Here is a 25,581-nt window from a genome sequence, read left to right on the forward strand (position 1 = left end):
GTCGGCCGGTTCAGCGGCGCGCCATCGCCTCCAGCCGGGCGATCCGGTCCGCCATCGGCGGGTGGGTCGAGAACATCCGCTGCACGTCCGCGGCGCGGAACGGGTTGGCGATCATCATGTGACTGGCGTTCTGTAGCTGCGGTGTGGGCGCCAGGGGAGCGCGGGCCGTGCCCGTCTCCAGCTTGCGCAGCGCCGAGGCGAGGGCCAGCGGGTCGTCGGTGAGGCGGGCGCCGTCCTGGTCGGCGTCGTACTCTCGGGTGCGGCTGATCGCCATCTGGATCACCGCGGCCGCGAACGGCGCGAGCAGGGCGGTGCCGATCATCACCAGCGGGTTGGGCCGCTCGTCGTTGCTGCCGCCGCCGAAGATCGAGGAGAACGCCAGGAACTGGGCGACCGAGCTGATCACGCCCGCCACGGCGGCCGCGACCGAGCCGGTCAGGATGTCGCGGTTGTAGACGTGCATCAGCTCGTGGCCGAGCACGCCGCGCAGCTCGCGCTCGTCGAGCAGGCCCAAGATGCCCTCGGTGCAGCACACGGCGGCGTGCTGCGGGCTGCGACCGGTCGCGAACGCGTTCGGAGCCTGGGTCGGAGAGACGTACAGCGCCGGCATCGGCTGCCCGGCGCGCTCCGAGAGCTCGCGCACGATCCGGTACATCGCCGGCTGCTGCGCCTGCGAGACCGGGTAGGCGTGCATCGCCTTGATGGCGAGCTTGTCGGAGTTCCAGTAGCCGTAGGCCGTGGTGCCGACACCGATGAGCGCGAAGATCCAGATGAACGCCGAGCTCCCGGTGGCCGCGGCGATCAGTCCGCCGACGGCGAGCAGCAGCGCGAAGATGGCGCCGAACAGGCCGGCGGTCTTGAGGCCGTTGAAGTGGCGGTGCATGCCTGGTCAACGAACGGCGGTGGGTGGGACGTTCCGGCTCCTCGAGGAGACCCGGGTCACGCGATCGGCTGGCAGCGCGGGCACCAGTACGTCGTGCGCTCCCGGCCGGGCTCACCGACCGGGCCGGCCTCGATCGTGGTGCGACAGCGCAGGCACGGCCGGCGCTGGCGCCGGTAGACCCACACCGGGTTGCGTCGGTCGCCGGTGGTCAACGGCTGGCCGTGCTCGAGCCCGGAGCGCAGCAGCAGCCGGGCGCGGCGCAGCAGTCGCAGCGGGTCGGCGACCGCGCCGACCGGGGACCGGGGGTGGAGGCCCTGGACGAAGCAGACCTCGGACATCCAGATGGTGCCGAGCCCGGCCACGACCCGCTGGTCGAGCAGGGTGGTGCCGAGGGCCCGGCCGGGGCTGGCGGTGAGCCGGGCCAGCGCGTCGGCCTCGTCGTCGGCGGTCCAGGCGCCGAGCAGGTCGGGTCCGAGGTGCCCGATCACCTCCGCCTCCTCGGCGCTCGGCAGCAGCTCGACCAGGCCGAGCAGGAAGCCGACCGCCTCGGCCCGCTCGGTCGTCAGCACCACGCGGGCGTCGGCCGCGGGGCCGGGCCAGCGCGCGCCGGGCGCGACCACCCGCCAGCTGCCCTCCATCTTGAGGTGGGTGTGCAGGGTGAGCCGGACGCCGTCGGGCATCGTCAGCCGGGTCAGCAGGTGCTTGCCGTGGGTGGCGGTCCGCGCGACCGTGGCGCCGGTGAGGTCGGTCGTGGCGAGCCGGGGGACCCGGAGGTCGGAGCCGGTGAGCACCTGGCCGGCCAGCGCCCGGTCCAGCCGGTCGGCGGTACGGCGGACCGCGTCTCCCTCAGGCACGACCCGCCTCAGGCCCGGACCCGGAGCCCGCGGGGCGTGGCGACGAACCCGGCGGCCGCGAGCGCGTCGCGCAGCGGTCCGCCGCTGCCGAGCAGCGCCGTGCCGTCCGCCCTCTCGACGGTCAGCTGGCCGAGCGTGCCCCGGCGCACGGCCGTCGAGAGGGCCTCGGCTGCCGGGGCGAGCAGGTCGGGCTCCTCGGTCCAGGTGAGCAGGGTGCGCCCGCCGCGCTCGACGTAGAGCACCAGCGCCCCGTCGACCAGGACCACGAGTGCGCCGGCCTTGCGGCCCGGGCGGTGTCCGACGCCGTCCTGCTCGCGTTCGGAGGCCGGCCACGGCAGCGCCGCGCCGTAGGGATTGGCCGGGTCGGTGGCGGCCAGGGCGGCGGCGACCGGCTTGGCGTCGAGGCCCTCGCCGACCGGGGTGGTGAAGGAGCGGAGCCGGTCGACCGCGCCGGCGGTGCCGAACTGGGCGGCGCCGAGGCCCTCGACGAAGTACCCGCGGCGACAGCGGCCGGCGTCCTCGAACGCGCTGAGCACCTTGTAGACCGCCGCGAAGCCCCCGGGCACCCGCTCGTTGACGACCGCGCCGCGGGTCACCACGCCGTGGCGCTCGAGGAGCTGCTCGGCGGCGGCATGGGCGCGCCGGGTCGAGTCGGTGTCGATCGGGGGCAGCAGCGCCCAGCGCCCGGCGGTCTCGGGAGGTCCGGTGCGGGCGACCCGGCCAGGGCGAGCGGGGGCGCGTCGGGTGCGGTGGGCAGCCCGACCGGAGCGGGTCAGCGCGCGCACGGGGGTGAGTGTGTCGTTGGTGAGATGGCCGCTCCACACCAGTGCCCACAGCGCGGCGCTGAGCGTGTCGTCGCTCGGAATCTCGGTCCCTGAGGAGGCGAGGGACGAGCCGTCTCGACGGGCGCCGGCGTCGACGCAGCCGCGGGCGACCTGGTCGGCGACCTGCCGGAAGAACCAGGCGCCGCCGGGCGCCAGCACGTCCAGCACCCGCTGGTGGAGCGGGTCCTCGACCGGCCCCGGCACGGGCAGGGTCAGCTGGGCCCGGTCGGCCAGGTGGAGCGAGACCCAGCCGTCGCTGCCGGGCAGCGCGCCGTGCCCGGCCCAGACCACCTCGCCGGTCGCGGTCAGCTCGTCGAGCATGGCCGGCTCGTAGTCGCGCACCCGGGCCGGCAGCACTAGTGACTCGAGCGCACTCGCCGGCATCGGCGCTCCGGCGAGCTGCTCGATGGCGTGGAGCAGCCCGTCGACGCCGCGCGGCCCCCGTCCGGTGGTGATCTGATGCCACGCGGTCGAGAACCGGGCCAGCGTGGCCGGCTCGACCGGCTCGATCTCGTGACGCAGCCGGGCCAGCGACCGGCGCCGCAGCCGGCGCAGCACCTCGACGTCGCACCACTCCTCGCCCGCCGAGGAGTCGAGCACCGGCACCGGCCGGAACTCGCCCGACAGGACCCGTCCTTGCGCCTCCAACCGCTGGAGGGTGTGGCGCACGACGGCCACGCCGAGGCCGAGCCGGGCCGCCACCTGCTCGACGGTGAACGGCCCGTGGGTGCGGGCGTAGCGCCCCACCAGGTCGGCGAGCGGGTCGTCGACCGGCTCGGTGAAGGCGGTGGGTGTGCCGGGTGGGGCTGGGATGCCGAGGCCGTCGCGCAGCCGGGCGACGTCCTCGACGACGGCCCACGCGTCGCCGTAGGCCATCCGGACCTCGACCACCCGTCGGGCGGCGACCAGGTCCGCCAGCCAGTCGGCCACCGGTGCGTCCTCGCGGGCGCGGGTGGCGACCTCGGCGGCCGTGAGCGGCCCGAGCAGACGGAGCAGGTCGACGAGGCCTTCGGCGTCGCGGGCACGACGCTCGGGGACGGTGCGTTGGAGCTCGGCCTCGACCTCGGCCAGCACGTCGGGGTCGAGCAGCTCGCGCAGCTCGGCGCGACCGAGCAGCTCGGCCAGCAGGCCCTGGTCGAGGGTGAGCGCCGCGGCCCGGCGCTCGGCCAGGGGCGAGTCGCCCTCGTAGACGAACTGGGCGACGTAGCCGAACATCAGCGTGCGCGAGTACGGCGACGGCTGGGTCGTCTCGACCTCGGTGACGGTGACCTCGCGCTGGTCGACTCGGCGCAGCAGGGCGGTCAGGCCGGGCAGGTCGTAGACGTCGTTGAGCACCTCGCGGACCGTCTCGAGCACGATCGGGAACGCGGGGTAGCGGGCGGCGACCTCGAGCAGCGCGGCCGCCCGCTGGCGCTGCTGCCACAGTGGGGAGCGGCGGCCGGGGTCGCGGCGGGGGAGCAGCAGAGCGCGGGCGGCGCACTCGCGGAACCGAGCGGCGAAGAGCGCCGAGCCCCCGACCTCGCGGGTGACGATCTCCTCGATCTCGTCGGGCTCGAACGCGATCAGGTCGGCCCCGGGTGCTTCGGCGTCGGTGTCGGGGATCCGGATCACGATGCCGTCGTCGGCGGCCAGCGCTTGGCCGTCGACGCCGTAGCGCTCGCGCAGCCGGGCGTTGATCGCCAGCGCCCAGGGTGCGTGGACGGCGGTGCCGTAGGGGGAGTGGACGGCCAGCCGCCAGTCGCCGAGCTCGTCGCGGAACCGCTCCACGAGAACCGTGGTGTCGCTGGGCAGCACCTGGGTGGCCTCGACCTGCTCGCGGAGGTAGCCGACCAGGTTGGCGGCGGCGTTCTCATCGAGCCCGACCTCCCGGGCGCGGGCCTCGGCGGTCGCGTCGGGCAGCGCGGCGAGCTCGCGCGTGAAGGCGCCGATCGCCTCGCCGAGCTCGGTCGGGCGGCCCGTGGTGTCGCCCTTCCAGAACGGCAGCCGGCCGGGCACGCCCGGCGCCGGCGTGACGATCACCCGGTCGTGGGTGATGTCCTCGATCCGCCAGCTGGTCGCGCCGAGCGCGAACACGTCACCGACCCGGCTCTCGTAGACCATCTCCTCGTCGAGCTCGCCGACGCGTCTGTTGCCCTTCCCCGATGTCGCCGTGTCGCCCGCGAGGAAGACGCCGTAGAGCCCGCGGTCGGGGATGGTGCCGCCGCTGGTGACCGCGAGCCGCTGGGCGCCGGGGCGCCCGCTGACCAGGCCGGTGACCCGGTCCCAGGTGATCCGGGGGCGCAGCTCGGCGAACTCGTCGGAGGGGTAGCGCCCGGCGAGCAGGTCGAGCACCGCGTCGTACGCCGGCCGGGGCAGGTGGGCGTAGGGCGCGCTGCGCCGGACCAGCGTGAACAGCTCGTCGACGTCCCACTCGTCGACGGCGGTGGCGGCGACGACCTGCTGGGCGAGCACGTCGAGCGGGTTGGCCGGGACCCGCAGCGCCTCGATCCCGCCGGTGCGCATCCGGGCGACCGCGACGGCCGCCGGCGCGAGGTCGCCGCGGTGCTGGGGGAAGAACACGCCGGCCGAGGTCTCGCCGACCTGGTGGCCGGCACGGCCCACTCGTTGCAGCGCGCTCGCGACACTGGGCGGGGAGGCGATCTGGAGGACCAGGTCCACAGCGCCCATGTCGATGCCGAGCTCGAGGCTGCTCGTGGCGACCACCGCCGGCAGCCGTCCGGACTTGAGGTCGTCCTCGACCAGGGCGCGCTGCTCCTTGGAGACCGAGCCGTGGTGGGTGCGGGCCAGCACCGGTGGCGCCCCCGCGGCCGCACCCGACTGGGCCATGACCTGCGCGGGCGGGGTGATCCCCTCGGTGGTCAGCTCGGCGGCGATCTCGTTGAGGCGCGCGGTCAGCCGCTCCGCCGTACGTCGACCGTTGGTGAACACGATCGTCGAGCGGTGCTCGCCGATCAGCTCGGCGACCCGCTGCTCGACGTGGGGCCAGATGCTCGCCCGCGCGGGCGTGGCGGTCGGGTCGTCGTCCTCGATCACCTGGCCGAGCTCGGTCATGTCCTCGACCGGGACCTCCACCCGCAGGTCCCACTCCTTGTGGGTCGGCGGCGCCACGATCTCGACGGCGGCGGTGCCGCCGAGGAAGCGGGCGACCTCCTCGGTCGGCCGCACCGTCGCGGACAGCCCGACCCGTTGGGCGGGCGTGTGGAGCAGCGCGTCGAGCCGCTCCAGGCTGAGCGCGAGGTGGGCGCCGCGCTTGGTGCCGGCCACGGCGTGGACCTCGTCGACGATCACCGTCTCGATCCCGCGCAGCGTCTCGCGGGCCTGGCTGGTGAGGATGAGGAAGAGCGACTCCGGCGTCGTGATCAGCACGTCGGGTGGCCGGGTCGCGAGCCGACGGCGCTCGTTGGCGGGGGTGTCGCCGGAGCGGATGCCGACGCCGACCTCGGGCAGCGGCTGCCCGGGGTGGAGCCGTTCCGCGGTCTGGCGGATGCCGGTCAGCGGCGCCCGGAGGTTGCGCTCGACGTCGACCGCCAGCGCCTTGAGCGGGGAGACGTAGAGGACGCGGGTGCGGTGCAGCTTGTCGGCGGGCGGTGGCGTGGTGAGCAGCCGGTCGAGACCGGCGAGGAAGGCGCTGAGGGTCTTGCCCGACCCCGTGGGCGCGACGACGAGGGTGTGCTGGCCGCGCGCGATCGCGTCCCAGGCGCCCGCCTGGGCGGCGGTGGGCTCGGCGAAGGCGGCGCGGAACCAGGCGCGCGTCGCCTCGCTGAAGCGGGCCAGGGGATCGTCCATTCCGTCATCTTCGCGCACACCACCGACACGACCGCCACCATGGGCGGGTGGCTGTGGAGGAGGGAGCCCGGCGACCCCTACCTGACCGCTACGGCGGCCGCCCGCCCGTCCGCGACGAAATCGAGTGGGGTCAAACGACCTCGGTTGTGGGCGACGCCACGCCGCCGCCGTTGGCGGTGGCCGGGACGTGCCGCTCGAGCACCAGGGCCATGAGGGCGATGGCGGCGCAGCCGGCCACCATGACGGCGACGTACGCCGCCGCGAGATCGTGCTGGAGCAGGAACCCGGCGACCACCGGACCGGCGATCGCGCCGCCCTGGAAGGCCGCGGCGGTGATCGCGTTGTAGCGCCCGCGGGTGTGGTCGGTCGCGAGGTCGTTGGCCATGGCCGGCACCGTCGGCTGGAGCAGGGTCTCGCCGAGGGCGAAGACCGCCATGTAGGCGAGCACGCCGGCGATCGCGAGGCCGCCGCCCGGGACGACGCCGGCCGCGCCGAGCAGCCCCCACGCCACGGCCCAGATCGCCGCCATCACGACCATCACCCGCGTTCGCAGATGCCGCTTGATCCGGTTGAGCACCGAGAACTGCAGCACCACGATGACCACCGTGTTGACCGCGAACGCCAGGCCGACCGTGCGCGTCGACACCTCGGCGGCCTGCCGCGCGAAGCCCGGGAACCCGGCCTCGTGCTGGCCGTAGCCGATGAAGGTGCCGACGAAGGTGAGCAGGGTCAGCCAGCGCACGGCCGGCTGCCGGAGGATCGCGAGATAGCCGACTGCGGCCGGGATGGAGTCGTCCTCGGGGGCGCTCGCGCGGCCGTGGACGTGGCGCAGCGGGCCGAGCAGCAGCGCGAGCGGGACCAGTCCGGTGAGCGCGTCGCCGACGAAGATCGCGGTGAAGGTGCCCGGCCGGTCGACATCGGCGAGCAGCCCGCCGACCACGCCGCCGACGCCGATGCCGAGGTTGACCAGGGCGAAGTTGATCCCGAAGTACTGTTGGCGCAGCTCGCCGCTCACCACCGCCGCGATCAGCGCGTTGAATGCCGGCCACGAGACGCCGAAGTTGAAGCCGACCAGCACCAGCGCCGCGGCCGCGACCGCCGGCGTGGTCGCGAAGGCGAGGGTCAGGTTGCCGGCGATCATGGCCGCCAGGCCGACGAGCAGCACCGCGCGGGCGCCGTACCGGTCGACGAGGGCGCCGCCGGGACCGGTCACCAGGAAGCCGACGATCGCGATCAGCGCCATCAGGGTGCCGGACAGGCCGAGCGTGAAGCCGCGGACCTCGTGCAGATAGATCAGCGTGAACGGCAGGGTCAGGCCGCGGCCCAGGGTCTGGATCGCGACCGTCGACAGCAGCCAGCGGCCCTCGGCGGGCAGGGCTGCCCAGAACGACCTCACGTGGCCGGCAGGGACGCGGCGTACGACGCCCCGCGGTGGACCCACGCGGCCAGCGCCTCGTCGGTGGCGAGGTCGGCGAGGTCGACACGCAGCCAGCCGCTCATCGACCGGCCCCGCATCTCCATCGGGTGGGCCGGCGTCGTGGCCACCAGCTCCTCGCCCTCGACCGGGTCGACGCGCACCATCAGGCCGCCCTGTCCGCTGGCCGCGACGGCCATGTTGCCGGCGACCATGAAGCCCAGTCCACCGAACATCTTCCTCTCGGTCAGCTCGCACCCGGCCGCGCCCGGCTCCTCCGCGAGGAGGTCACGGAGCCGCCCGGCCAGCTCTTCGTCGTACGCCATGGGACGAGGCTAGAACCGGCCGCCGACGGTGGACCAGCCGATTACGGGCACCTTCGCGCCGTCTCGCCCGCCCTGCCGCACATCTCGTCCAGCGGCGCCGGCCCCCTCCGCCATCGCCCGGCCCGCTCGCCGCCCGGCCTCGGTGAGCCGGGCGGGCAGGCGGGGCGAGGGCGGCGGACCTCTCGTGGTGCAGAAACCTGCACCCCGAGCACCCCGCCGCCTCAGCCCCGCGCCATCGGCGGCGAGACGACGCTCGCGTCGCCGCGGCGGTACAGCAGCGCCCGCCGCCCGCCCGCCTCGGTCGCCTCGCCCCGCACGTCGGTGGGTACGACGAACCCGTCGGTGCCGAGCACCTTGCGGCGGAAGTTGCCGAGGTCGGGCGGGGTGCCCCAGACCGCGGCGTACACCCGGCGCAGCTCGGGAAGCGTGAACGGCTCGGCGACGAACTCGGTGGCGAGGGTGGTGTACTCCAGCTTGGCTCGGACCCGCTCGCGGGCGTCGAGCAGGATCTGGCGGTGGTCGAAGGCGAGCGTCGGGCCGTCGTCTCCCTCGAGCAGATCGTCGACCACCCACCAGCGGGCGTCGGCCGCGTTGGTGCCGGCCTGTGGCTCCGGCAGGTCGGGGGCCAGGGCGACGTGGGCGATCGACACGACGCGCTGGCGGGGGTCGCGGTCGGGTGCGGAGTAGGTCCGCAGCTGCTCGAGATGCCCGGGGAACCGCTCGACCCCGGTCTCCTCGCGCAGCTCACGCCAGGCGGCCTGCTCGGCGTCCTCGTCGGACTCGACGAAGCCCCCCGGCAGCGCCCACGAGCCGGTGAAGGGCTCCTCGCCGCGCTCGACCAGCAGCACGGCGAGCGCGCCGTCGCGGATGGTGAACACGGCCAGGTCGACCGCGACCGCGAACGGCGGGTGCTCGGTGGGGGACGTCATCGGGCCACCTCCACGCCGGCCGCGGCCAACTCCTCGAGCGCCGCCTTCGACGAGTCCGGGGCGACACCGGCGTGCAGGCCGTCGAGGAGCCGGACCCGGAAGCCCGCCCGCACGGCGTCGAGCGCGGTGGCGCGCACGCAGTAGTCCGTGGCGATGCCGGTGACGTCGACCTCGGTGACGCCGGCGTCCCGCAACACCTCGGCCAGTCGCGCTCCGTCCGACGCCACGCCCTCGAAGGCGGAGTACGCGGGCTCGCCCATGCCCTTCACGACGTGGTGGGTGACGGCCGAGGTCACCAGCTCGGGGGCGTACTCCGAGCCGGCGTCGCCCTGCACGCAGTGCACCGGCCAGGTGGTGACGAAGTCCGGCTCCTCGCCGGGGGCGTGGAAATGGCCGCCGTTGGTCTCGCCCGCGTGGTGCCAGTCGCGGGAGGCCGCGACCACGGCGTACTCGCCGGCGTGGGCGGCGAGGTGCTCGCTGATCCGACCGGCGACCTCGCGGCCGCCGGCGACGCCGAGCGAGCCGCCCTCGACGAAGTCGTTCTGGACGTCGACGACGACCAGAGCCCGGATGCTGTCCATGGCTGTCTCCTCTCGAAGCGTGGTGGTGAGGTACGCCGGACCGGCGGCGACCGTGCGCGCGTCGGCCGGCAGGGTGGCCAGGGTCGCGGCCGCGAACGCGCGGACCTCGCTGAGCGTGGGTCGGTGGACGACCTCGCCGCCGCGGATCAGCGGGACCTGGACCGGTCGGGCGCCGGGGCGAGGTGGGGGAGCGTCCTGGGCGGTGAACCACTCGGCGAGCAGGATGCCGCTGCCGTCGTACTCGCGGAAGGCCTGCTTGCGTCCGCCCACCGAGCCCTTGTCCTTGGACTTCTTGGCGACCGAGCGCAGTGGCTCGCCCGGGGCGTCGGCGATCGCGACCAGCTTGTAGACCATGCTCGCGGTGGGGTGGCCGGAGCCGGTGGCGACGCGGGTGCCGACGCCGTACCCGTCGATGGGGGCGTCGGCCAGCGCGGTGATCACGAACTCGTCCAGGTCGCTGGTCACGACGATCCGCGTCGAGGTCGCGCCCAGCGAGTCGAGCAGCACCCGCGCCTTGTGGGACTCCTCGGCCAGGTCGCCGGAGTCGATGCGGACCGCGCCGAGGTCGGTGCCGGCGACCTGGACGGCGGTGCGGATGCCCTCGGCGATGTCGTAGGTGTCGACGAGCAGCGTCGTGCCGACGCCCAGGGCCTCGACCTGGCTGCGGAAGGCGTCGGCCTCGGTGTCGTGGGCCAGGGTGAAGGCGTGCGCGGCGGTGCCGGCGGTGGGTACGCCGAAGCGGAGCCCCGCCGCGAGGTTGCTCGTCGTCGCGAAGCCCGCCAGGTAGGCGGCCCGCGCGGTTGCGACCGCCGCCTCCTCGTGGGTGCGCCGCCCGCCCATCTCGATGATCGGTCGGCCGCCGGCCGCGTCGACCATCCGCGCGGCCGCGCTGGCGATCGCCGTGTCGTGGTTGAGGATGCTCAGTGCCAGTGTCTCGAGCAGCAGGCACTCGCCGAGCGTGCCGGTGACGGTGAGGATCGGGCTGCCGGGGAAGTAGAGGTCGCCCTCGCGGTAGCCGTCGACGTCGCCGGAGAACCGGAAGTCCGCCAGCCAGCGGGCGGTCTCGGCGCCGACGACGCCCTGCTCCCGCAGCCAGGCGAGCTCGTCGGCGTCGTAGGTGAAGTGCTCGATCGCGTCCAGCAGCCGGCCCAGTCCGGCGAGCATCCCGTAGCGCCGGCCCTCGGGCAGTCGACGGGCGAACGCCTCGAACACCGCCGGGCGCCCGGCGCTGCCGTCGCGCACGAAGGCGTCGAGCATGGTGAGCTCGTAGCGGTCGGTGAGCAGTCCGGTCCGGTCCATCACAGCTCCTCGGTGTTGTAGTCATTATGACTATAACGCGGTGGTCTAGCGTTCACCAGCATGGCGGGTGCCTCTGATGCCTACGAACGGCACCTCGCCGAGCACGAGCGCGACCGGCGCCGGGCCCAGGGCTCGTTCTACACCCCGCCCGATCTCGTCGCCTGGATCCTCGACCGCGCGCTGCCCGGTGCTGCCGCGGTGCTCGATCCCGCCTGCGGGACCGGGCACTTCCTCGTCGCCGCTGCGGAGCGCCTGGGCGTCCGCGCGGTGCATGGCTCCGACCTCGACCCCGAGGCGGTGCGGATCGCCCGTGAGCGGCTGCAGGCGCTGGATCCCACCGTCTCGGCCGCCGAGATCCAGAGCAGGGTGGTCGTCGCGGACGGGCTGGTCGCCTGGGAGGGCGCCACCTTCGACGCCGTGGTCGGCAACCCGCCGTTCCTCGGGCAGCTGCGCCGCCGCTCCGCAGGGCGGAGCGAGTCGCACCGCCGCGGACTGGGCGCCTACACCGACACCAGTGCGGTGTTCCTGCGCCGGGCGCTCGACCTCGTCGTCCCGGGCGGCACGGTCGCGCTGGTCCAGCCCCTCTCCGTCCTCGCTGCCCGCGACGCCGGCCCGGTTCGCGCCGCGGTCGCCGAGCGCGGGGCCGTGACCGACCTGTGGTGCAGCGAGCGGCCGGTGTTCGACGGGACGCCGGTGCTGACCTGCGTCCCGGTCGTACGGATCGGCGCCGAGCCGGCCACCGACCCCGACGGCTGGGGCACCCTCGCCGCGCCCGGCTTCGGCATCCCTGCCGTCACCCCGTCCGGCTCCGGCACGCTCGGCGACCTCGCCACCTGCACCGCCGACTTCCGCGACCAGTACTACGGCCTCGCGCCCTTCGTCCACGACCACCTTCCCGGCGGCATCCCGCTCGTCACCACCGGCCTGATCGACCCCGCCGAGCTGCGCTGGGGGAGCGTGCCGACCCGCTTCGCCCGCCAGCGGTACGACGCTCCGTCCGTCGACCTCGCCGCCCTGCGTGCCGCCGGTGTCCTCGCCGGGTGGGCCGACACGCGGCTGGTGCCGAAGCTGCTGGTCGCCGGGCAGGGCCGGGTGATCGAGGCGGTCGCCGACGAGGAGGGCGCCTGGCTGCCGTCGGTGCCGGTCGTGAGCGTCGTGCCCCACGACCGGGCGGACCTGTGGCGGCTGCTGGCCGTGCTGCTGGCGCCACCGGTCGTCGCTCACGCCGCCGCCCGCTACCTCGGCACCGGGCTGACCCCCGGCTCGGTCAAGGTCAGCGCCCGCCAGCTCGGCGGGCTGCCGCTGCCGGGCGACGCCGACGCGTGGCGCGCGGGCGCCCGGCTCGCCGAGGCCGCCCAGGGCGGTGACGCGGCCGAGCGCGCGTCGTACCTCACCGAGGTGGCCGAGGTGATGACGACGGCCTACGGCCTGCCGGCCGACCACGAGGTGGTCGGCTGGTGGCTCGAGCGCCAGCGGCGCGCCCCGGCCGGTGTCGATGATTCCGGTCGGCGCGGCCGGTCCACCTCGGCATGAGCGCGTTTCTGGCCAACGGAGTCGAGCTGTTCGCGGGCATCTGCGTGCGAGACCACGCCCGGGCCCGGCCGTGGTACGAGGCCCTGCTGGGCGGGCCGCCGTCCTTCATGGCCCATGAGAGGGAGTCTGTGTGGGAGTTGGCGCCGCACCGGTGGTTGGTCGTCGAGGAGCGCCCGGAGCGGGCGGGGTTCGCCACCCAGACGCTGTTCGTCGCCGACCTCGACACCCGGGTGGCCGCCATCGCCGCGCGCGGCCTCGAGCCGGCCGCCCGAGAGGTGTACGGCGACGGGGCGCGCAAGGTGGTCTATCGGGACCCGGACGGCAACGAGGTCGGCTTCGGGGGTGGTCCCGGACCACTGGTGGACCACTAGGGAGTGGCTCCTTATTCGCGAAGCCAGATCGTGATGGCGCGGAGCACGACGCCGCCTCTGTAGACGGTGGCGAGCTTGTCGTAACGGGTGGCGATGCCGCGCCATTGCTTGTGGTCGTTGAAGGACCGCTCGACCACGTTGCGTCGCTTGTAGGTGATCGGATCGAAGGCGGGCGGGCGGCCACCTGCTGAGCCGCGGCGGTGGCGATGCCTGATCTCGTCGGCTCGTTGCGGGATCACGGTCTTGACCCGCTTGTTCCGCAAGATCGCGCGGTTCGCTCGCGAGGAGTAGGCCTTGTCGCCGATCAGGGCGTCGGGTCGTGTTCGCGGCCGGCCAGGTCCGATCCGCTCCACGGCGAGGTCGGCCAGCAAGAACTTCAGCATCGGAGCGTCGCCGGCCTGGCCGGCGGTCAGCCCGATCACCAGCGGCCGTTTGCGGCCGTCGACGAGTTGGTGGATCTTGGTCGACAACCCGCCCCGGGAGCGTCCGATCGCGTGATCGGGAGGCTCGTGGGCGGGGTCCGTGGCTGAATTCTTGTAGTTCGACTCAGCCCCCTGTGAGGCCGGCCGGACGCTCCTCGCGCGACAACGTCGTGGCGTGCTGGTGGGCCCGGTTGATCGTGGCGTCCACCGAAACAGTCCAGTCGACCTCGCCGGCGGCGTCGGCCTCGGCGATCAAGTGGGCATGGATACGGTCCCAGGTGCCGTCCTTGCTGAAACGACGGTGTCGCTTCGACACGGTCTGGTGCGGGCCAAAGCACTCGGGAAGATCGCGCCAACTGATCCCGGTCCGCAGCCGGTAGATGATCCCCTCGATCACTTGGCGATGGTCGCGGAAAGGGCGACCACGCTGCCCGTCCGAGGACGGCATCAACGGCTCGATCCGACTCCACTGAGCATCGGTGAGCACTGCAAGACGCGACATGTACGCAGCAAATCAGTCTTGCACCCCTGGATTAAGGAGCCGCGCCCTAGCGCAGTGACGTGCAGAGAACCTCGGGCTCGGTGACCAGCGGGTACGCCGCCGGCGGGGTTGGCAGGCCGCCGGGATTCTCCACGCGGTAGAACATCCAGAACCGGTCGAGGTTCGGGAGGCTGAACCTCACGGTCCGGGACTCGTCCTTCCCGTAGGTCCCGGAGAACACCGTCCGGTTCTCCCACCCGCTGCGCCAGATCTCGATGGTCGCCCGGCCGTCGGGAGCCGACCTGCCTGCGATACCGAACCGTGCCCGCAGGGCGATGCACTCATGGTGGACATGGAACTTGATGTAGCCGGTCTCGGGCACGGGGTCGGCGACGTAGCCGTCCTTCCGTCGCTCCCAACCGGTGTTCTGGAACACGCGTGCCTTCGCCAGGTCACGCCACGCATAGACGGCGACGCGCACCTTGGTCGACCTCGTGCGGGGGCCGTCGGTGCTCACCACGCGGTATTCGCGGACGACGGCCTTCGTCGTCCTGTCCTTCAGGCTGTAGGTCCCGTCGCGCTTCACCGTGGCGGTGCTCTGTGTCTTCCACGCCGAGCCCGTCCGCCTCTGCTGCAGCGAGACCCGGGTGATCTTCGCGCCCGTGACCGTGCCGGTGATGAGCACCCTCTTCCCGCGCCTCACCTGGGTGCTCCTGGCGAGGATCGTGATCGCCGGCTCGGTCGCGACCGTGCGGACCGTGCGGATGGCGAGTTCCGTGGATGTGGAGACGGCCGGCGTCGCCAGGGTGAGGGCGGCGGTGAGCAGCAGTGTCGACGTTCCCGCGCTCAGCAGTCGCATGAGGGGCTCCGTTCGGGAGAGGTCGGTAGGGACTGGAAGTCTCCTTGCTTTTCATCGATCCCGCGACCCGCGTCCCGCAAACACCGGCCTACCGTCCGCGCAGCCGCCGGCTGAGCAGCCCGGCGGTGGCGACCACCGCGCTCGCCAGCCGCTCGCGCTGGCGCTGGTCCAGGTCCTCGGTCGGGTAGGTGATCGCCACGCCGGCGACGGGCATCTCGTTGTGGTCGAGTACGGCGGCCGCGACGCTCGCCATCCCCTCGGTCACCTCGCTGTCCTCGACCGCGAAGCCGCGCTGGCGGGTCTCGGAGAGGACCGAGCGCAGGGCGGTGGGTGAGGTGGGGCCGACGCCGGTGCGGTCCACGAACGACGCCCGGTCGGGATAGAGGGCGCGGACCTGGCTGGGCGGCAGCCGCGCGAGGATGGCGCGGCCGCTGGCGGTCAGGTGGGAGGGCAGGCGGACGCCGACGTCGGTGATCAGGGGCGGCCGGCCGGGGGCGCGCTCCTCGACGACGTAGAGCACGTCGCGACCGTGGGGGACCGCGAGGTGGGCGCTGTGGCCGGTGCGGTCGACGAGGCTCGCGAGTGGGCGGCGGGCCAGGCGCTGCAGCGGGGCCTGGCGTGCGTAGCCGGACCCGACCTCGAACGCCGCGACCCCCAGGCCGTAGCGCCGGTCGTCGGCCAGGTGGACGACGAACCCCTCGTCGGCCATCGCCTGGAGCAGGTGGTACGTCGTGGACCGCGGGATCCCGAGCTCGCGGGCGATGCGCTCGACGGGGACCGGCTCGGGTTGGCCGGCGAGGAAGCGCAGGACCCGCAGGGCCCGGGTCGCGGCGGGTACCTGGGCCATCGGGCAGCTCCTTGACACTCGGTCGGCCGAGGTAGGGAGTCTCGGATCTGAGACCCATCATGACGCTCGACCCTGGCGGGCGCCAGCCCCGGGGCACAAGATCGTGACATGGAGAGAGTGACGGTGGGAACGGGCGCGGTCTCGTTCGACGACGTGGTCGCGGTCGCCCGTGGTGGCGCCGGTGTGGTGCTCAGTGACGAGGCCCTCGCGGCCATCGACAAGGCGCGAGCGGTCATCGAGGACCTCGCCGCGTCCCCGACGCCCCACTACGGCGTCTCCACCGGGTTCGGCGCCCTCGCCACCCGCCACATCGCCCCCGAGCTGCGTGCCCAGCTCCAGCGCTCGCTGGTCCGCTCGCACGCCGCCGGCAGCGGCCCCGAGGTCGAGCGCGAGGTCGTGCGCGGCCTGATGCTGCTGCGGCTCTCGACCCTCGCGACCGGCCACACCGGCGTACGACGGGAGACCGCCGAGCTGCTCGCCGCGCTGCTGACCCACGGCATCACCCCCGTGGTCCACGAGTACGGCTCGCTCGGCTGCTCCGGCGACCTGGCGCCCCTCGCGCATTGCGCGCTCGCGCTGATGGGCGAGGGCCCGGTCCGCACCGCCGACGGCGAGCTCACCGACGCCGCCACCGCGCTCGCCGCGGCCGGCCTGACGCCGGTCGAGCTGCAGGAGAAGGAGGGGCTGGCGCTGATCAACGGCACCGACGGCATGCTCGGCATGCTGGTGCTCGCGATCCACGACCTGACCGACCTGCTCAAGGTCGCCGACATCTCGGCGGCCATGTCGGTCGAGGGCCAGCTCGGCACCGACCGGGTCTTCGCCCCCGAGCTGCAGGCAATCCGCCCGCACCCCGGCCAGGCGGCGTCCGCCGCCAACCTCACCGCGCTGCTGCGCGACTCCGGCGTCGTCGCCTCCCACCGCGGCCCCGACTGCAACCGGGTCCAGGACGCGTACTCGCTGCGCTGCTCGCCCCAGGTCCACGGTGGCGTCCGCGACACAGTCGCCCACGCGGCGTCCGTCGCGTCGCGCGAGCTGGCCTCGGCGGTCGACAACCCCGTCGTCCTCGCCGACGAGCGCCGAGTGGAGTCGAACGGAAACTTCCACGGGGCGCCGGTCGCCTATGTGCTCGACTTCCTCGCGATCGTCACCGCCGACCTCGCCTCGATCGCGGAGCGGCGTACCGACCGCTTCCTCGACAAGGCCCGCAACCACGGACTCCCGCCGTTCCTCGCCGACGACCCGGGCGTCGACTCGGGTCTGATGATCGCGCAGTACACCCAGGCCGCGATCGTCTCCGAGCTCAAGCGCCTCGCCAACCCGGCGTCGGTCGACTCCATCCCGAGCAGTGCGATGCAGGAGGACCACGTCTCGATGGGCTGGTCGTCCGCGCGCAAGCTGCGCCGGGCCGTCGACGGCCTGACCCGGGTGCTCGCCATCGAGCTGATGACCGCCGCCCGCGCGCTGAACCTGCGTGCCCCCCTCGAGTCGAGCCCCGCCACCGGCGCCGTCGTGGACCTGCTCCGCGGCGCCGGCGTCGGCGGCCCCGGCACCGACCGCTTCCTCGCCCCCGAGATCGACACCGCCTACCAGCTCGTCGCCGACCGGTCCGTGACCACGGCCGTCGCGAGCGTGATCGGAGAACTCGCATGACCACCCAGCAGGACAACCCGCGCCTCCCCGTCCACGCCGCCACCGGCACCGAGCTCACCGCCAAGAGCTGGCAGACCGAGGCGCCGCTGCGGATGCTGATGAACAACCTCGACCCCGAGAACGCCGAGCGTCCCGAGGATCTCGTCGTCTACGGCGGCACCGGCAAGGCCGCCCGCAGCTGGGAGGCGTACGACGCGCTCGTGCGCACCCTGCGCGACCTCGAGGACGACGAGACCATGCTGGTCCAGAGCGGCAAGCCGGTCGGCGTGTGGAAGACCAACACGTGGGCCCCCCGCGTGCTCATCGCCAACTCCAACCTGGTCGGCGACTGGGCCAACTGGGAGGAGTTCCGTCGGCTCGAGGAGCTCGGCCTGACCATGTACGGCCAGATGACGGCCGGATCGTGGATCTACATCGGCACCCAGGGCATCCTGCAGGGCACCTTCGAGACCTTCGCCGCGGTCGCCGACAAGCGCTTCGGCGGCACCCTGGCCGGCACCATCACGCTGACCGCCGGCCTCGGCGGCATGGGCGGCGCCCAGCCGCTCGCCGTGACCATGAACGACGGCGTCGCGATCTGCGTCGACGTCGACGAGTCCCGCATCCAGCGCCGGATCGAGCACCGCTACCTCGACGTCCGGGCCGACGACCTCGACCACGCGCTGCGGCTGGCGATCGAGGCGCGCGACGAGCGCCGGCCGCTCTCGATCGGTCTGCTCGGCAACGCCGCCGAGGTGTTCCCGAAGCTGCTGGAGACGAGGGCGCCGATCGACATCGTCACCGACCAGACGTCCGCGCACGACCCGTTGTCGTACCTCCCCGTCGGCGTGCCCTTCGACGAGTGGCACCAGGCCGCCCAGCGTGACCCGGAGGGCTTCACCAAGGACGCGCAGGCGTCGATGGCCGCGCACGTGCGGGCGATGGTGGAGTTCCAGGACGCCGGTGCCGAGGTCTTCGACTACGGCAACTCGATCCGCGACGAGGCCAGGAAGGGCGGCTACGAGCGGGCGTTCGAGTTCCCCGGCTTCGTGCCGGCCTACATCCGACCGCTGTTCTGCGAGGGCAAGGGCCCCTTCCGCTGGGCCGCGCTCTCCGGCGACCCGGCCGACATCGCCGCCACCGATCGCGCCATCCTGGAGCTCTTCCCTGAGAACGAGCGGCTCCACAAGTGGATCGGCATGGCGCAGGAGCGGGTCCACTACCAGGGCCTGCCGGCGCGGATCTGCTGGCTCGGCTACCAGGAGCGCCACCTGGCGGGCCTGAAGTTCAACGAGATGGTCAAGAGCGGCGAGCTCAAGGCGCCGATCGTGATCGGCCGCGACCACCTCGACTGCGGGTCGGTGGCGTCGCCGTACCGCGAGACCGAGGCGATGCTCGACGGCTCCGACGCGATCGCCGACTGGCCGCTGCTCAACGCGATGACGGCCGTCGCCTCGGGCGCCACCTGGGTGTCGCTGCACCACGGCGGCGGCGTCGGGATGGGTCGCTCGATCCACTCCGGCCAGGTCTGTGTCGCCGACGGCACCGAGCTCGCGGCTGCGAAGATCGAGGCCGTGCTGACCAACGACCCGGGCATGGGCGTCATCCGCCACGTCGATGCGGGCTACCCGCGCGCGATCGAGGTCGCCGCCGAGCGTGGCGTCCGGATCCCCATGCAGGAGGGCTGAACCCGTGACCCAGGTTGCCGACTTCGAGCAGATGTGGCGCGACCTCGTGCCCGTCGGACGCTCGGCGTCCTCCGGCGGCTATTTCCGCCAACCCTGGCACTCCGCCGAGCTCGAGCTGCGGGCCTGGTTCCGCGAGGCCGCGCTCGCGCGCGGGCTGGAGGTCGAGGAGGACCCGTTCGGCAACCTGGTCGCGTGGTGGGGACCGGCCGGTCCCTCGGTCCTGACCGGCTCCCACCTCGACTCCGTCCTCGACGGCGGCGCCTACGACGGCCCGCTCGGTGTCGTCTCCTCGTTCGCGGCGCTCGACCTGATGCGCTCGCGCGGGCTCACCCCCGCCCGGCGCCTCGGTGTCGCCGCGTTCGTCGAGGAGGAGGGCTCCCGCTTCGGCCGGGCATGTCTCGGCTCCCGGCTCGCCGTGGGCGCGACGACATGGGACGTGGCGCGCGAGCTCACCGACCGCGACGGCGTCCGGCTCGGTGACGTCATCGAGGGTGGGGAGTCGAGCCTGCTCGACGGCGTCGAAACGTACGTCGAGCTGCACGTCGAGCAGGGCCGCGGGCTCATCGAGCTCGACGCGCCGGTCGGCGTCCACAGTGCGATCTGGCCGCACGGCCGCTACCGCTACGACATCGCGGGCCGCGCCGACCACGCCGGCACCACCCGGATGGAGGACCGCGCCGACCCGATGCTCACCTACGCGATGACCGCGCTCGCGGCCAACAAGCAGGCCCGGCTCTCCGGGCAGCGGGCGACCTTCGGCCGGATCGACGTCCGGCCCAACGGCACCAACGCCGTGCCCTCCCACGTCACCGCGTGGCTCGACGCCCGCGCCGAGTCCGACGACGCGCTGGCCGCGCTGGTGGCCGCCGTCGAGAAGCAGGCCGTGGAGCGCGCGGACCGTGACGGCACCACCGTCACCGTGACGCCCGAGTCGGTCAGCGGCGAGGTCGCCTTCGACGTCGCGCTCCGGGACTCGCTGGTCGCCCGGCTCGGCGGGGTTCCGGTGCTGCCCACGCAAGCCGGGCACGACGCCGGGATCCTCCAGGACGCCGGCATCCCCACGGCGATGCTCTTCGTCCGCAACCCCTCGGGCGTCTCGCACTCGCCGTACGAGTCCGCCGAGACGGCCGACTGCCTGGCCGGCGTGCAGGCGCTGGCCGACGCGCTCACCGGCCTGGTCGGCCCATGACCGCCTACCTACTGGAGCGGGCGTGGGTCGGCGGCCGGGTCCGCGACACCGTCCGGGTCGAGGTCGAGCACGGCCGGATCACCTCCGTCGAGCCCGACGCGACCCGCACCGGCGTCCCCCTGCGGGGACTGACCCTGCCGGGGCTCGCCAACACCCACAGCCACGCCTTCCATCGGGCGCTGCGCGGGCGCACCCAGACCGACCGCGGCACCTTCTGGACCTGGCGCGAGCAGATGTACGCCGTCGCCGGGCGCCTCGACCCCGACACCTACTACGAGCTGGCCAAGGCGACCTACGCCGAGATGGCGGCGGCCGGCTACACCTCGGTAGGGGAGTTCCACTACCTCCACCACCAGGCCGACGGGACGCCGTACGACGACGCCAACGCGATGGGCAACGCGCTCCTCGCCGCGGCCCGCGACGCCGGCATCCGGATCACCCTGCTCGACACGCTCTACCTGTCGAGCGGCTTCGGCGCCGCGCCCGAGGGCGTCCAGCGCCGCTTCTCCGACGGCACCGCGGAGGCCTGGCACGAGCGCGTCTCCGCACTCGCCCCGCTGACCGGCGCCGCCTCCCTGATCGGTGTCGCCGCCCACTCGGTGCGCGCGGTCCCCGCCGACGCGCTCAAGGCGTTCACCCCCTACGTCGAGGACGGCGTGCCGGTCCATGTCCACCTGTCCGAGCAGGTCAAGGAGAACGCCGACTGCGTCGCCGCCCACGGCGTCACGCCGACCCGGCTGCTCGCCGAACACGGCTTCCTCGGCCCGATGACCAGTGCCGTCCACGCCACGCACCTGACCGACGAGGACGTCAGGCTGCTCGGCGAGGCGCGGGCGTTCGCGTCCTTCTGCCCGACCACCGAGCGCGACCTCGGTGACGGCATCGGCCCGGCGCGAGCGCTGCAGGAGGCCGGTTCGGTGCTCACCCTCGGATCCGACAGCCACGCGGTCATCGACGCGTTCGAGGAGATGCGGGCGGTCGAGCTGGACGAGCGGCTCGCCACTCGGGCGCGCGGTCACTGGACCGCGGTCGAGCTGCTCCGGGCCGGTACCGCCGACGGCCACCGCAGCCTCGGCTTCGCCGACGCCGGCGACATCGCCGTCGGTCAGCGCGCCGACCTCGTCACCCTCGACCTCGCGTCCCCCCGCACCGCCGGCACCGGCGGCGACGTGTACACCGCCGTCTTCGCCGCGAGTGGCGCCGACGTCACGCACGTGCTCGTCGACGGCAAGGTCGTCTTCGAAGGAGACCACGGCCAGGTCGGCCGCGACCTCGCCGACGTCATCGGAAGGATCTGGGCGTGAGCCTGCTCATCACCAACATCAGCGAGCTGGTGACCAACGACCCCGCGGCCGCCGAGTCAGGCGATCTGCTCGGCGTCCGCACCGACGCGGCCGTCGTCCTCGCCGACGGCGTCGTCGAGTGGGTCGGCGCCGCGGCCGCCGCGCCCGCCGCCGACGAGGTCTTCGACGCGCAGGGCCGCGCCGTGCTGCCCGGCTTCGTCGACAGCCACAGCCACCTGGTGTTCGCCGGCGACCGGGCCCTGGAGTTCCAGGCCCGGATGGCGGGGGAGTCGTACGCCGCCGGAGGCATCCGCACCACCGTCGCCGCGACCCGCGCCGCCTCCGACGACCAGCTCGCCGCCGGCGTGGCGCGCCACGTCGCCGAGATGCGCCGCCAGGGCACGACCACGCTCGAGATCAAGTCCGGCTACGGACTCTCGGTCGCCGACGAGGCCCGCTCGCTGCGCGTGGCCCGCGAGTTCACCGACGAGACGACCTTCCTCGGCGCGCACGTCGTGGCGCCGGAGTACGCCGACGACCCGGCCGCGTACGTCGACCTGGTCACCGGTCCGATGCTCGCGGCGGCCGCTCCGCACGCCCGCTGGATCGACGTGTTCTGCGAGCGCGGTGCCTTCGACGAGGACCAGGCCCGCACGATCCTCGCGGCCGGTGCCGCCGCCGGCCTGAGGGGCCGGCTCCACGCCAACCAGCTCGGTGCGGGTCCCGGCGTACGTCTCGCCGCGGAGCTCGGCCTCACCGCCGTCGACCACTGCACCTATCTCACCGACGACGACGTCCACGCGCTGCGCGACGCCGGCACCGTCGCCACCCTGCTGCCCGGCGTCGAGTTCAGCACCCGCCACCCGTACCCCTCGGGCCGACGACTCGTCGACGCCGGTGTCACCGTCGCGATCGCCAGCGACTGCAACCCAGGCTCCTGCTACACGAGCTCGCTGCTGTTCTGCATTGCGCTCGCCGTCCGGGAGATGGGGATGACGCCCGCCGAGGCCGTCTGGGCCGCCACGGCCGGTGGCGCCGCCGCGCTCGGCCGTACCGACGTCGGCCGCGTCGTCCCCGGCGCCCGCGCCGACCTGGCCCTGCTCGACGCGCCCACCCACGTCCACCTCGCCTACCGGCCGGGCGTGCCGCTCGTGGCGCGCACCTGGAGCGGCTGACTCTTCTAAGGTGGGGGCGTGAGCCGCCGACGCGCGACCTGGCTGGCGATCGGGGGCGTCCTGGTCGTCGTACTCGTGGCGGCCCTGGCGCTCTTCCAACCCTGGCTGCTGTTCGTCGACACGACGGCCGACGAGGGCGACGACCCCGCTGCCGTCGTCGGTACGGCGTCCGGCGGGCTCGCCGACACCGCCGTGCCCTCGGCGTCGGGCGACGAGCGGACCCGGGTCGTGCTCGTCTCAGCCGACTTCATCGACGCCGAGCACGGCACGACCGGCCGCGCGACCGTCTATCGCCGCAGCGACGGCAGCCGGTTCCTGCGGATCGAGGACCTCGACACCTCCAACGGTCCCGACCTCCACGTGTGGCTCAGCGACCAGCCGAGCGGCGGGTCCTGCGGCGGGTGTCGGGACTCCTGGAGCAGCTACGACGACGACGCCCACGTCGACCTGGGCGAGCTGAAGGGCAACCAGGGCAGCCAGAACTACGAGATACCCGACGACGCCGACCTGTCCGCGATGCGCTCGGTCGTCATCTGGTGCGACCGGTTCAACGTCGCCTTCGGAACCGCGCCCCTCACCTGACCCGCGGCGCGTCCGGCTACCGTGCGGGCATGGACCTGCCCGAGGACCACGCCCACGCGGCGATGCCGAGCGCGCGGCGTGACCGGTCGGTCGTCGTCGACGGCTGGTTCGCCAGCCACGCCGACGCCGGCACGCCGGGCCCGCACCTGCGGCTGCGCGCCTCCGACTTCGAGGACCTCGTCATCCGCACCGACCAGGTCCCGATGCTGTGCGTCCTCCTCCAGACGGTCGCGGAGCGCATCGACGCGCGGTGGGCGGCCGAGGGAGAGGCGGCGACGCCGGCGATCCTGGCCGCGCCCGATCCCCAGGACCCCGCCGTGGAGCGGGCGACCGCTCTCGACCGGCTCCGGTTCGCCGCGGCCGTCGGCGAGCGTGTCGACGAGGTGCTCGCGCTGATCCGCGCGGCCGACAGCACCGACGAGGCCGTCGATGCCGTCGCGGCCCTCCTCGAGGTCGACCGGCCCAGGCGCTGGTCCGGCTCGCCCGGTTCAACCTCCTCGGCCTGACCCGGCCGGCCACCGAGCGTCGCTGGCAGTTGATCGACGGCGATTGACCGGATCCCCGCTCGTAGCGGGGGCTTCCGGGCCCCGAGGATGGTCGCGTGACGAACGAGACGACCGCCGAGATCACTCCCGACACCAAGGACTGGACCTGGGTGCTCGACCGAGCGTGCCCCGACTGCGGGTTCGACTCCGCCGTTGTCGACCGGGTCGGGTTCGGCGACGTCATCCGCGACAACGCGGACTTCTGGGTCTCCGTGCTCGAGGACCCGCGGGCCGGCCGGCGACCGGCGCCCGCGGTCTGGTCGCCCACCGAGTACGCCTGCCACGTCCGCGACGTCCACGGCGTCTTCCTCGGGCGCGTCGAGCAGCTGCTCGCCGAGGACGACCCGCGGTTCGCGAACTGGGACCAGGACGAGACCGCCGTCGCGCAGAGGTACGACGAGCAGCGGGCCGCGGCCGTCGTACCGGACCTGGTGGCAGCGGCCGACGCGGTCGCCGACGCCTACGACCGGGTGCCCGACGACGCGTGGGGCCGCCCCGGCCGGCGCAGCGATGGCAGCGTCTTCACCGTCGAGACCCTCGGCCGCTACCACCTGCACGACCTGGTGCACCACCGCTGGGACGTCCGGTGGATCATGGCGGAGTGAGGCACACCGAGTTCTGGGCACGCATGGACCGCAACCTCGGCGCGGCCTACGCGCGGGTGTGGGCCGACAGCTTCGTGATCGGCGCTCTCGACCACCGCACCCCGAGCGAGGCCCTCGCCGCCGGCGTCTCGCCGAAGGAGGTCTGGCGCGCGGTCTGGGAGGTGCGCGAGCTCCCGGAGAGCGAGCGGTGAGCGGGCTGGCCGAGCCCGACCTGGTCCTCGGCGGGGTGCAGCGCCGCACCGTCCGCGTCCTGGTCCTCACGCAGGCGGTCGGCGCGGTCGGCATCACCATCGGCATCGCCACCGCGTCGCTGCTCGCCCGCGACCTGTCGGGTGCGGAGTCGATGGCGGGACTGGCGCAGACCGCGCAGGTGCTCGGCGCCGCGGTCATCTCGTTCCTGCTGGCGCCGCTGATGGCACGCCGTGGGCGTCGTACGGGACTGATGACGGGGTACGTCCTCGGGGCGGTCGGCGCCGTCACCGCCGTGCTGGCGGGTGTGGCCGGGTCGATGTTGCTGCTGCTCGTCGGCGCGACGATGCTCGGCGCGACCACCTCGGCCAACAACGCGGCGCGGTACGCCGCCACCGACCTCGCCACCGACGACAATCGCGCGCGCTCGCTGTCCCTCGTCGTCTGGGCGACCACGATCGGCGCCGTCGCGGGGCCCAACCTCACCGGTCCGGCGGGATCCTTCGCCGACGTCGTCGGCATCCCGGAGCTGACCGGCCCCTTCGCGATCGGCGCGATCGGCATGCTCACCGCCGCCATCGTGGTAGGGGTGCTGCTGCGTCCCGATCCGCTGCTGACCGCGCAGGAGGCGGCCTCGCGCGCGGCCGCACCAGGCGTCGTGCGGACGGGATCGTCGTGGAGCCGGGCCGCCGCCACCGTGCGCGAGCGCCCGATCCTCGGCTACGCCATCGCCGGACTCGCGCTCACCCACGCCACGATGGTCGGTGTGATGGTGATGACACCGCTGCACATGGAGCACGGCGGGTCCGGGCTCGAGGTCATCGGCGTCGTCATCAGCGTCCACGTGCTCGGCATGTTCGCCTTCTCGCCGCTCGTCGGCATGCTCGCCGACCGGGTCGGCCGCCCGCCGGTGCTGGCTGCCGGGGGAGTCGTGCTGCTCGCCGCGCTGCTGCTCTGCGCCTCGGCTCCCAGCGGGATGTCGTGGGAGGTGACCGCCGGGCTGTTCCTGCTCGGCGTCGGCTGGTCGCTGGTCATGGTGTCGGCGTCCACGCTAGTCGCCGAGCACGCTCCGCTCGACGTACGCACCGACGTGCAGGGCGTCTCCGACCTCGTCATGGGCCTGACCGCCGCCGCTGCCGGCGCGGTCGCGGGCGTCGTCGTCGGCGGTGCGGGCTACCCCGCGCTGGCGCTGGGCAGCCTGCTTCTCGTCGTCGGCGTGCTCGGCTGCGCCGCCCGGGCCGTCGCGGAGTCGCGCGCCGCCGCGACACGCCGACTCGCCTGACC

22 protein-coding genes and 1 pseudogene are annotated in these 25,581 nt (G+C 73.8%); 12 read left to right on the forward strand and 11 right to left on the reverse strand.

Annotated features, from left to right (window positions below; genetic code table 11):
* Positions 1 to 10: 10 nt before the first annotated feature.
* From htpX to ACUP6Y_RS10545, 8 genes and pseudogenes are all read right to left on the reverse strand, one after another.
* The gene (gene htpX, locus ACUP6Y_RS10510) at positions 11 to 883 is read right to left on the reverse strand and encodes a zinc metalloprotease HtpX (protein WP_462556026.1); all 873 of its coding nucleotides are present in this window, start codon (positions 881 to 883) and stop codon (positions 11 to 13) included.
* Between the two features lie 56 nt (positions 884 to 939).
* The gene (locus tag ACUP6Y_RS10515; RefSeq protein WP_462556029.1) at positions 940 to 1,737 is read right to left on the reverse strand and encodes a DNA-formamidopyrimidine glycosylase family protein; all 798 of its coding nucleotides are present in this window, start codon (positions 1,735 to 1,737) and stop codon (positions 940 to 942) included.
* A gap of 8 nt (positions 1,738 to 1,745) precedes the next feature.
* Positions 1,746 to 6,347, reverse strand: coding sequence for an ATP-dependent helicase (locus ACUP6Y_RS10520; protein WP_462556032.1), 4,602 nt, complete (start codon positions 6,345 to 6,347; stop codon positions 1,746 to 1,748).
* Between the two features lie 130 nt (positions 6,348 to 6,477).
* The gene (locus tag ACUP6Y_RS10525) at positions 6,478 to 7,788 is read right to left on the reverse strand and encodes an MFS transporter (RefSeq protein ID WP_462556035.1); all 1,311 of its coding nucleotides are present in this window, start codon (positions 7,786 to 7,788) and stop codon (positions 6,478 to 6,480) included.
* Positions 7,740 to 8,087: a TfoX/Sxy family protein gene (locus tag ACUP6Y_RS10530; RefSeq protein ID WP_462556038.1), complete on the reverse strand. Its 348-nt coding sequence runs from the start codon at positions 8,085 to 8,087 to the stop codon at positions 7,740 to 7,742. Before ACUP6Y_RS10530 ends, ACUP6Y_RS10525 begins: the two co-directional genes overlap by 49 nt.
* 221 nt (positions 8,088 to 8,308) lie before the next feature.
* A complete protein-coding gene (locus ACUP6Y_RS10535; RefSeq protein WP_462556041.1) occupies positions 8,309 to 9,016 on the reverse strand; it encodes an NUDIX hydrolase in 708 nt (235 codons plus the stop codon).
* Positions 9,013 to 9,597 carry an isochorismatase family protein gene (locus ACUP6Y_RS10540; protein ID WP_462556703.1) on the reverse strand — a complete coding sequence of 195 codons (585 nt, stop codon included), beginning with the start codon at positions 9,595 to 9,597 and terminating at the stop codon, positions 9,013 to 9,015. The genes ACUP6Y_RS10535 and ACUP6Y_RS10540 overlap by 4 nt, the downstream gene beginning before the upstream one ends.
* 12 nt (positions 9,598 to 9,609) lie before the next feature.
* Positions 9,610 to 10,896: pseudogene (locus ACUP6Y_RS10545) on the reverse strand (nicotinate phosphoribosyltransferase); the annotation flags it as partial.
* Positions 10,897 to 10,956: 60 nt separating this feature from the next.
* On the opposite strand from ACUP6Y_RS10545, the gene ACUP6Y_RS10550 reads away from it, so the two are divergent.
* Together ACUP6Y_RS10550 and ACUP6Y_RS10555 are read left to right on the forward strand one after the other, a co-directional pair.
* On the forward strand, positions 10,957 to 12,429 hold the full coding sequence (locus tag ACUP6Y_RS10550; protein ID WP_462556044.1) for an HsdM family class I SAM-dependent methyltransferase: 1,473 nt from the start codon (positions 10,957 to 10,959) through the stop codon (positions 12,427 to 12,429).
* Positions 12,426 to 12,800, forward strand: a complete 375-nt coding sequence (locus tag ACUP6Y_RS10555; protein ID WP_462556047.1) for a VOC family protein — start codon at positions 12,426 to 12,428, stop codon at positions 12,798 to 12,800. The genes ACUP6Y_RS10550 and ACUP6Y_RS10555 overlap by 4 nt, the downstream gene beginning before the upstream one ends.
* A gap of 11 nt (positions 12,801 to 12,811) precedes the next feature.
* Here the strand turns inward: ACUP6Y_RS10555 and ACUP6Y_RS10560 are convergent.
* From ACUP6Y_RS10560 to ACUP6Y_RS10570, 3 genes are all read right to left on the reverse strand, one after another.
* Positions 12,812 to 13,724, reverse strand: a protein-coding gene (locus tag ACUP6Y_RS10560; protein WP_462556051.1) for an IS5 family transposase whose coding sequence is annotated in 2 segments (ribosomal slippage) — positions 12,812 to 13,390 and positions 13,392 to 13,724 — 912 coding nt in all. Because the reading frame shifts where the segments join, the coding sequence is not laid out codon by codon here.
* 46 nt (positions 13,725 to 13,770) lie between these two features.
* Positions 13,771 to 14,562 carry a hypothetical protein gene (locus ACUP6Y_RS10565; RefSeq protein ID WP_462556054.1) on the reverse strand — a complete coding sequence of 264 codons (792 nt, stop codon included), beginning with the start codon at positions 14,560 to 14,562 and terminating at the stop codon, positions 13,771 to 13,773.
* A gap of 88 nt (positions 14,563 to 14,650) precedes the next feature.
* On the reverse strand, positions 14,651 to 15,409 hold the full coding sequence (locus tag ACUP6Y_RS10570) for an IclR family transcriptional regulator (protein ID WP_462556057.1): 759 nt from the start codon (positions 15,407 to 15,409) through the stop codon (positions 14,651 to 14,653).
* Between the two features lie 108 nt (positions 15,410 to 15,517).
* Here ACUP6Y_RS10570 and hutH point away from each other — a divergent pair, with 108 nt between their 5' ends.
* The 10 genes from hutH (at position 15,518) to ACUP6Y_RS10620 (ending at position 25,579) form a co-directional block, all read left to right on the forward strand.
* Complete coding sequence (gene hutH / locus ACUP6Y_RS10575; protein WP_462556059.1) at positions 15,518 to 17,062, forward strand: histidine ammonia-lyase; 1,545 nt, start codon at positions 15,518 to 15,520, stop codon at positions 17,060 to 17,062.
* Complete coding sequence (gene hutU / locus ACUP6Y_RS10580) at positions 17,059 to 18,729, forward strand: urocanate hydratase (protein ID WP_462556062.1); 1,671 nt, start codon at positions 17,059 to 17,061, stop codon at positions 18,727 to 18,729. The genes hutH and hutU overlap by 4 nt, the downstream gene beginning before the upstream one ends.
* Before the next feature lie 4 nt (positions 18,730 to 18,733).
* Positions 18,734 to 19,918, forward strand: coding sequence for an allantoate amidohydrolase (locus ACUP6Y_RS10585; RefSeq protein WP_462556065.1), 1,185 nt, complete (start codon positions 18,734 to 18,736; stop codon positions 19,916 to 19,918).
* The gene (locus ACUP6Y_RS10590; protein ID WP_462556068.1) at positions 19,915 to 21,222 is read left to right on the forward strand and encodes a formimidoylglutamate deiminase; all 1,308 of its coding nucleotides are present in this window, start codon (positions 19,915 to 19,917) and stop codon (positions 21,220 to 21,222) included. The genes ACUP6Y_RS10585 and ACUP6Y_RS10590 overlap by 4 nt, the downstream gene beginning before the upstream one ends.
* Positions 21,219 to 22,376, forward strand: coding sequence for an imidazolonepropionase (hutI, locus tag ACUP6Y_RS10595; RefSeq protein ID WP_462556071.1), 1,158 nt, complete (start codon positions 21,219 to 21,221; stop codon positions 22,374 to 22,376). Before ACUP6Y_RS10590 ends, hutI begins: the two co-directional genes overlap by 4 nt.
* An 18-nt stretch (positions 22,377 to 22,394) precedes the next feature.
* Positions 22,395 to 22,958 (forward strand): DM13 domain-containing protein, encoded by a 564-nt coding sequence (locus ACUP6Y_RS10600; RefSeq protein ID WP_462556073.1) that lies wholly within the window; start codon positions 22,395 to 22,397, stop codon positions 22,956 to 22,958.
* 29 nt (positions 22,959 to 22,987) lie between these two features.
* Complete coding sequence (locus ACUP6Y_RS10605) at positions 22,988 to 23,464, forward strand: hypothetical protein (RefSeq protein WP_462556076.1); 477 nt, start codon at positions 22,988 to 22,990, stop codon at positions 23,462 to 23,464.
* A 95-nt stretch (positions 23,465 to 23,559) separates the two neighbouring features.
* Positions 23,560 to 24,108 carry a DinB family protein gene (locus ACUP6Y_RS10610; protein ID WP_462556079.1) on the forward strand — a complete coding sequence of 183 codons (549 nt, stop codon included), beginning with the start codon at positions 23,560 to 23,562 and terminating at the stop codon, positions 24,106 to 24,108.
* Entirely contained in the window at positions 24,105 to 24,299 is a 195-nt protein-coding gene (locus ACUP6Y_RS10615; RefSeq protein ID WP_462556082.1) for a DUF3046 domain-containing protein, read from the forward strand. Before ACUP6Y_RS10610 ends, ACUP6Y_RS10615 begins: the two co-directional genes overlap by 4 nt.
* On the forward strand, positions 24,296 to 25,579 hold the full coding sequence (locus ACUP6Y_RS10620; protein WP_462556085.1) for an MFS transporter: 1,284 nt from the start codon (positions 24,296 to 24,298) through the stop codon (positions 25,577 to 25,579). Before ACUP6Y_RS10615 ends, ACUP6Y_RS10620 begins: the two co-directional genes overlap by 4 nt.
* Positions 25,580 to 25,581: the final 2 nt, after the last annotated feature.

The organism is Nocardioides sp. S5-5, from assembly GCF_054954065.1.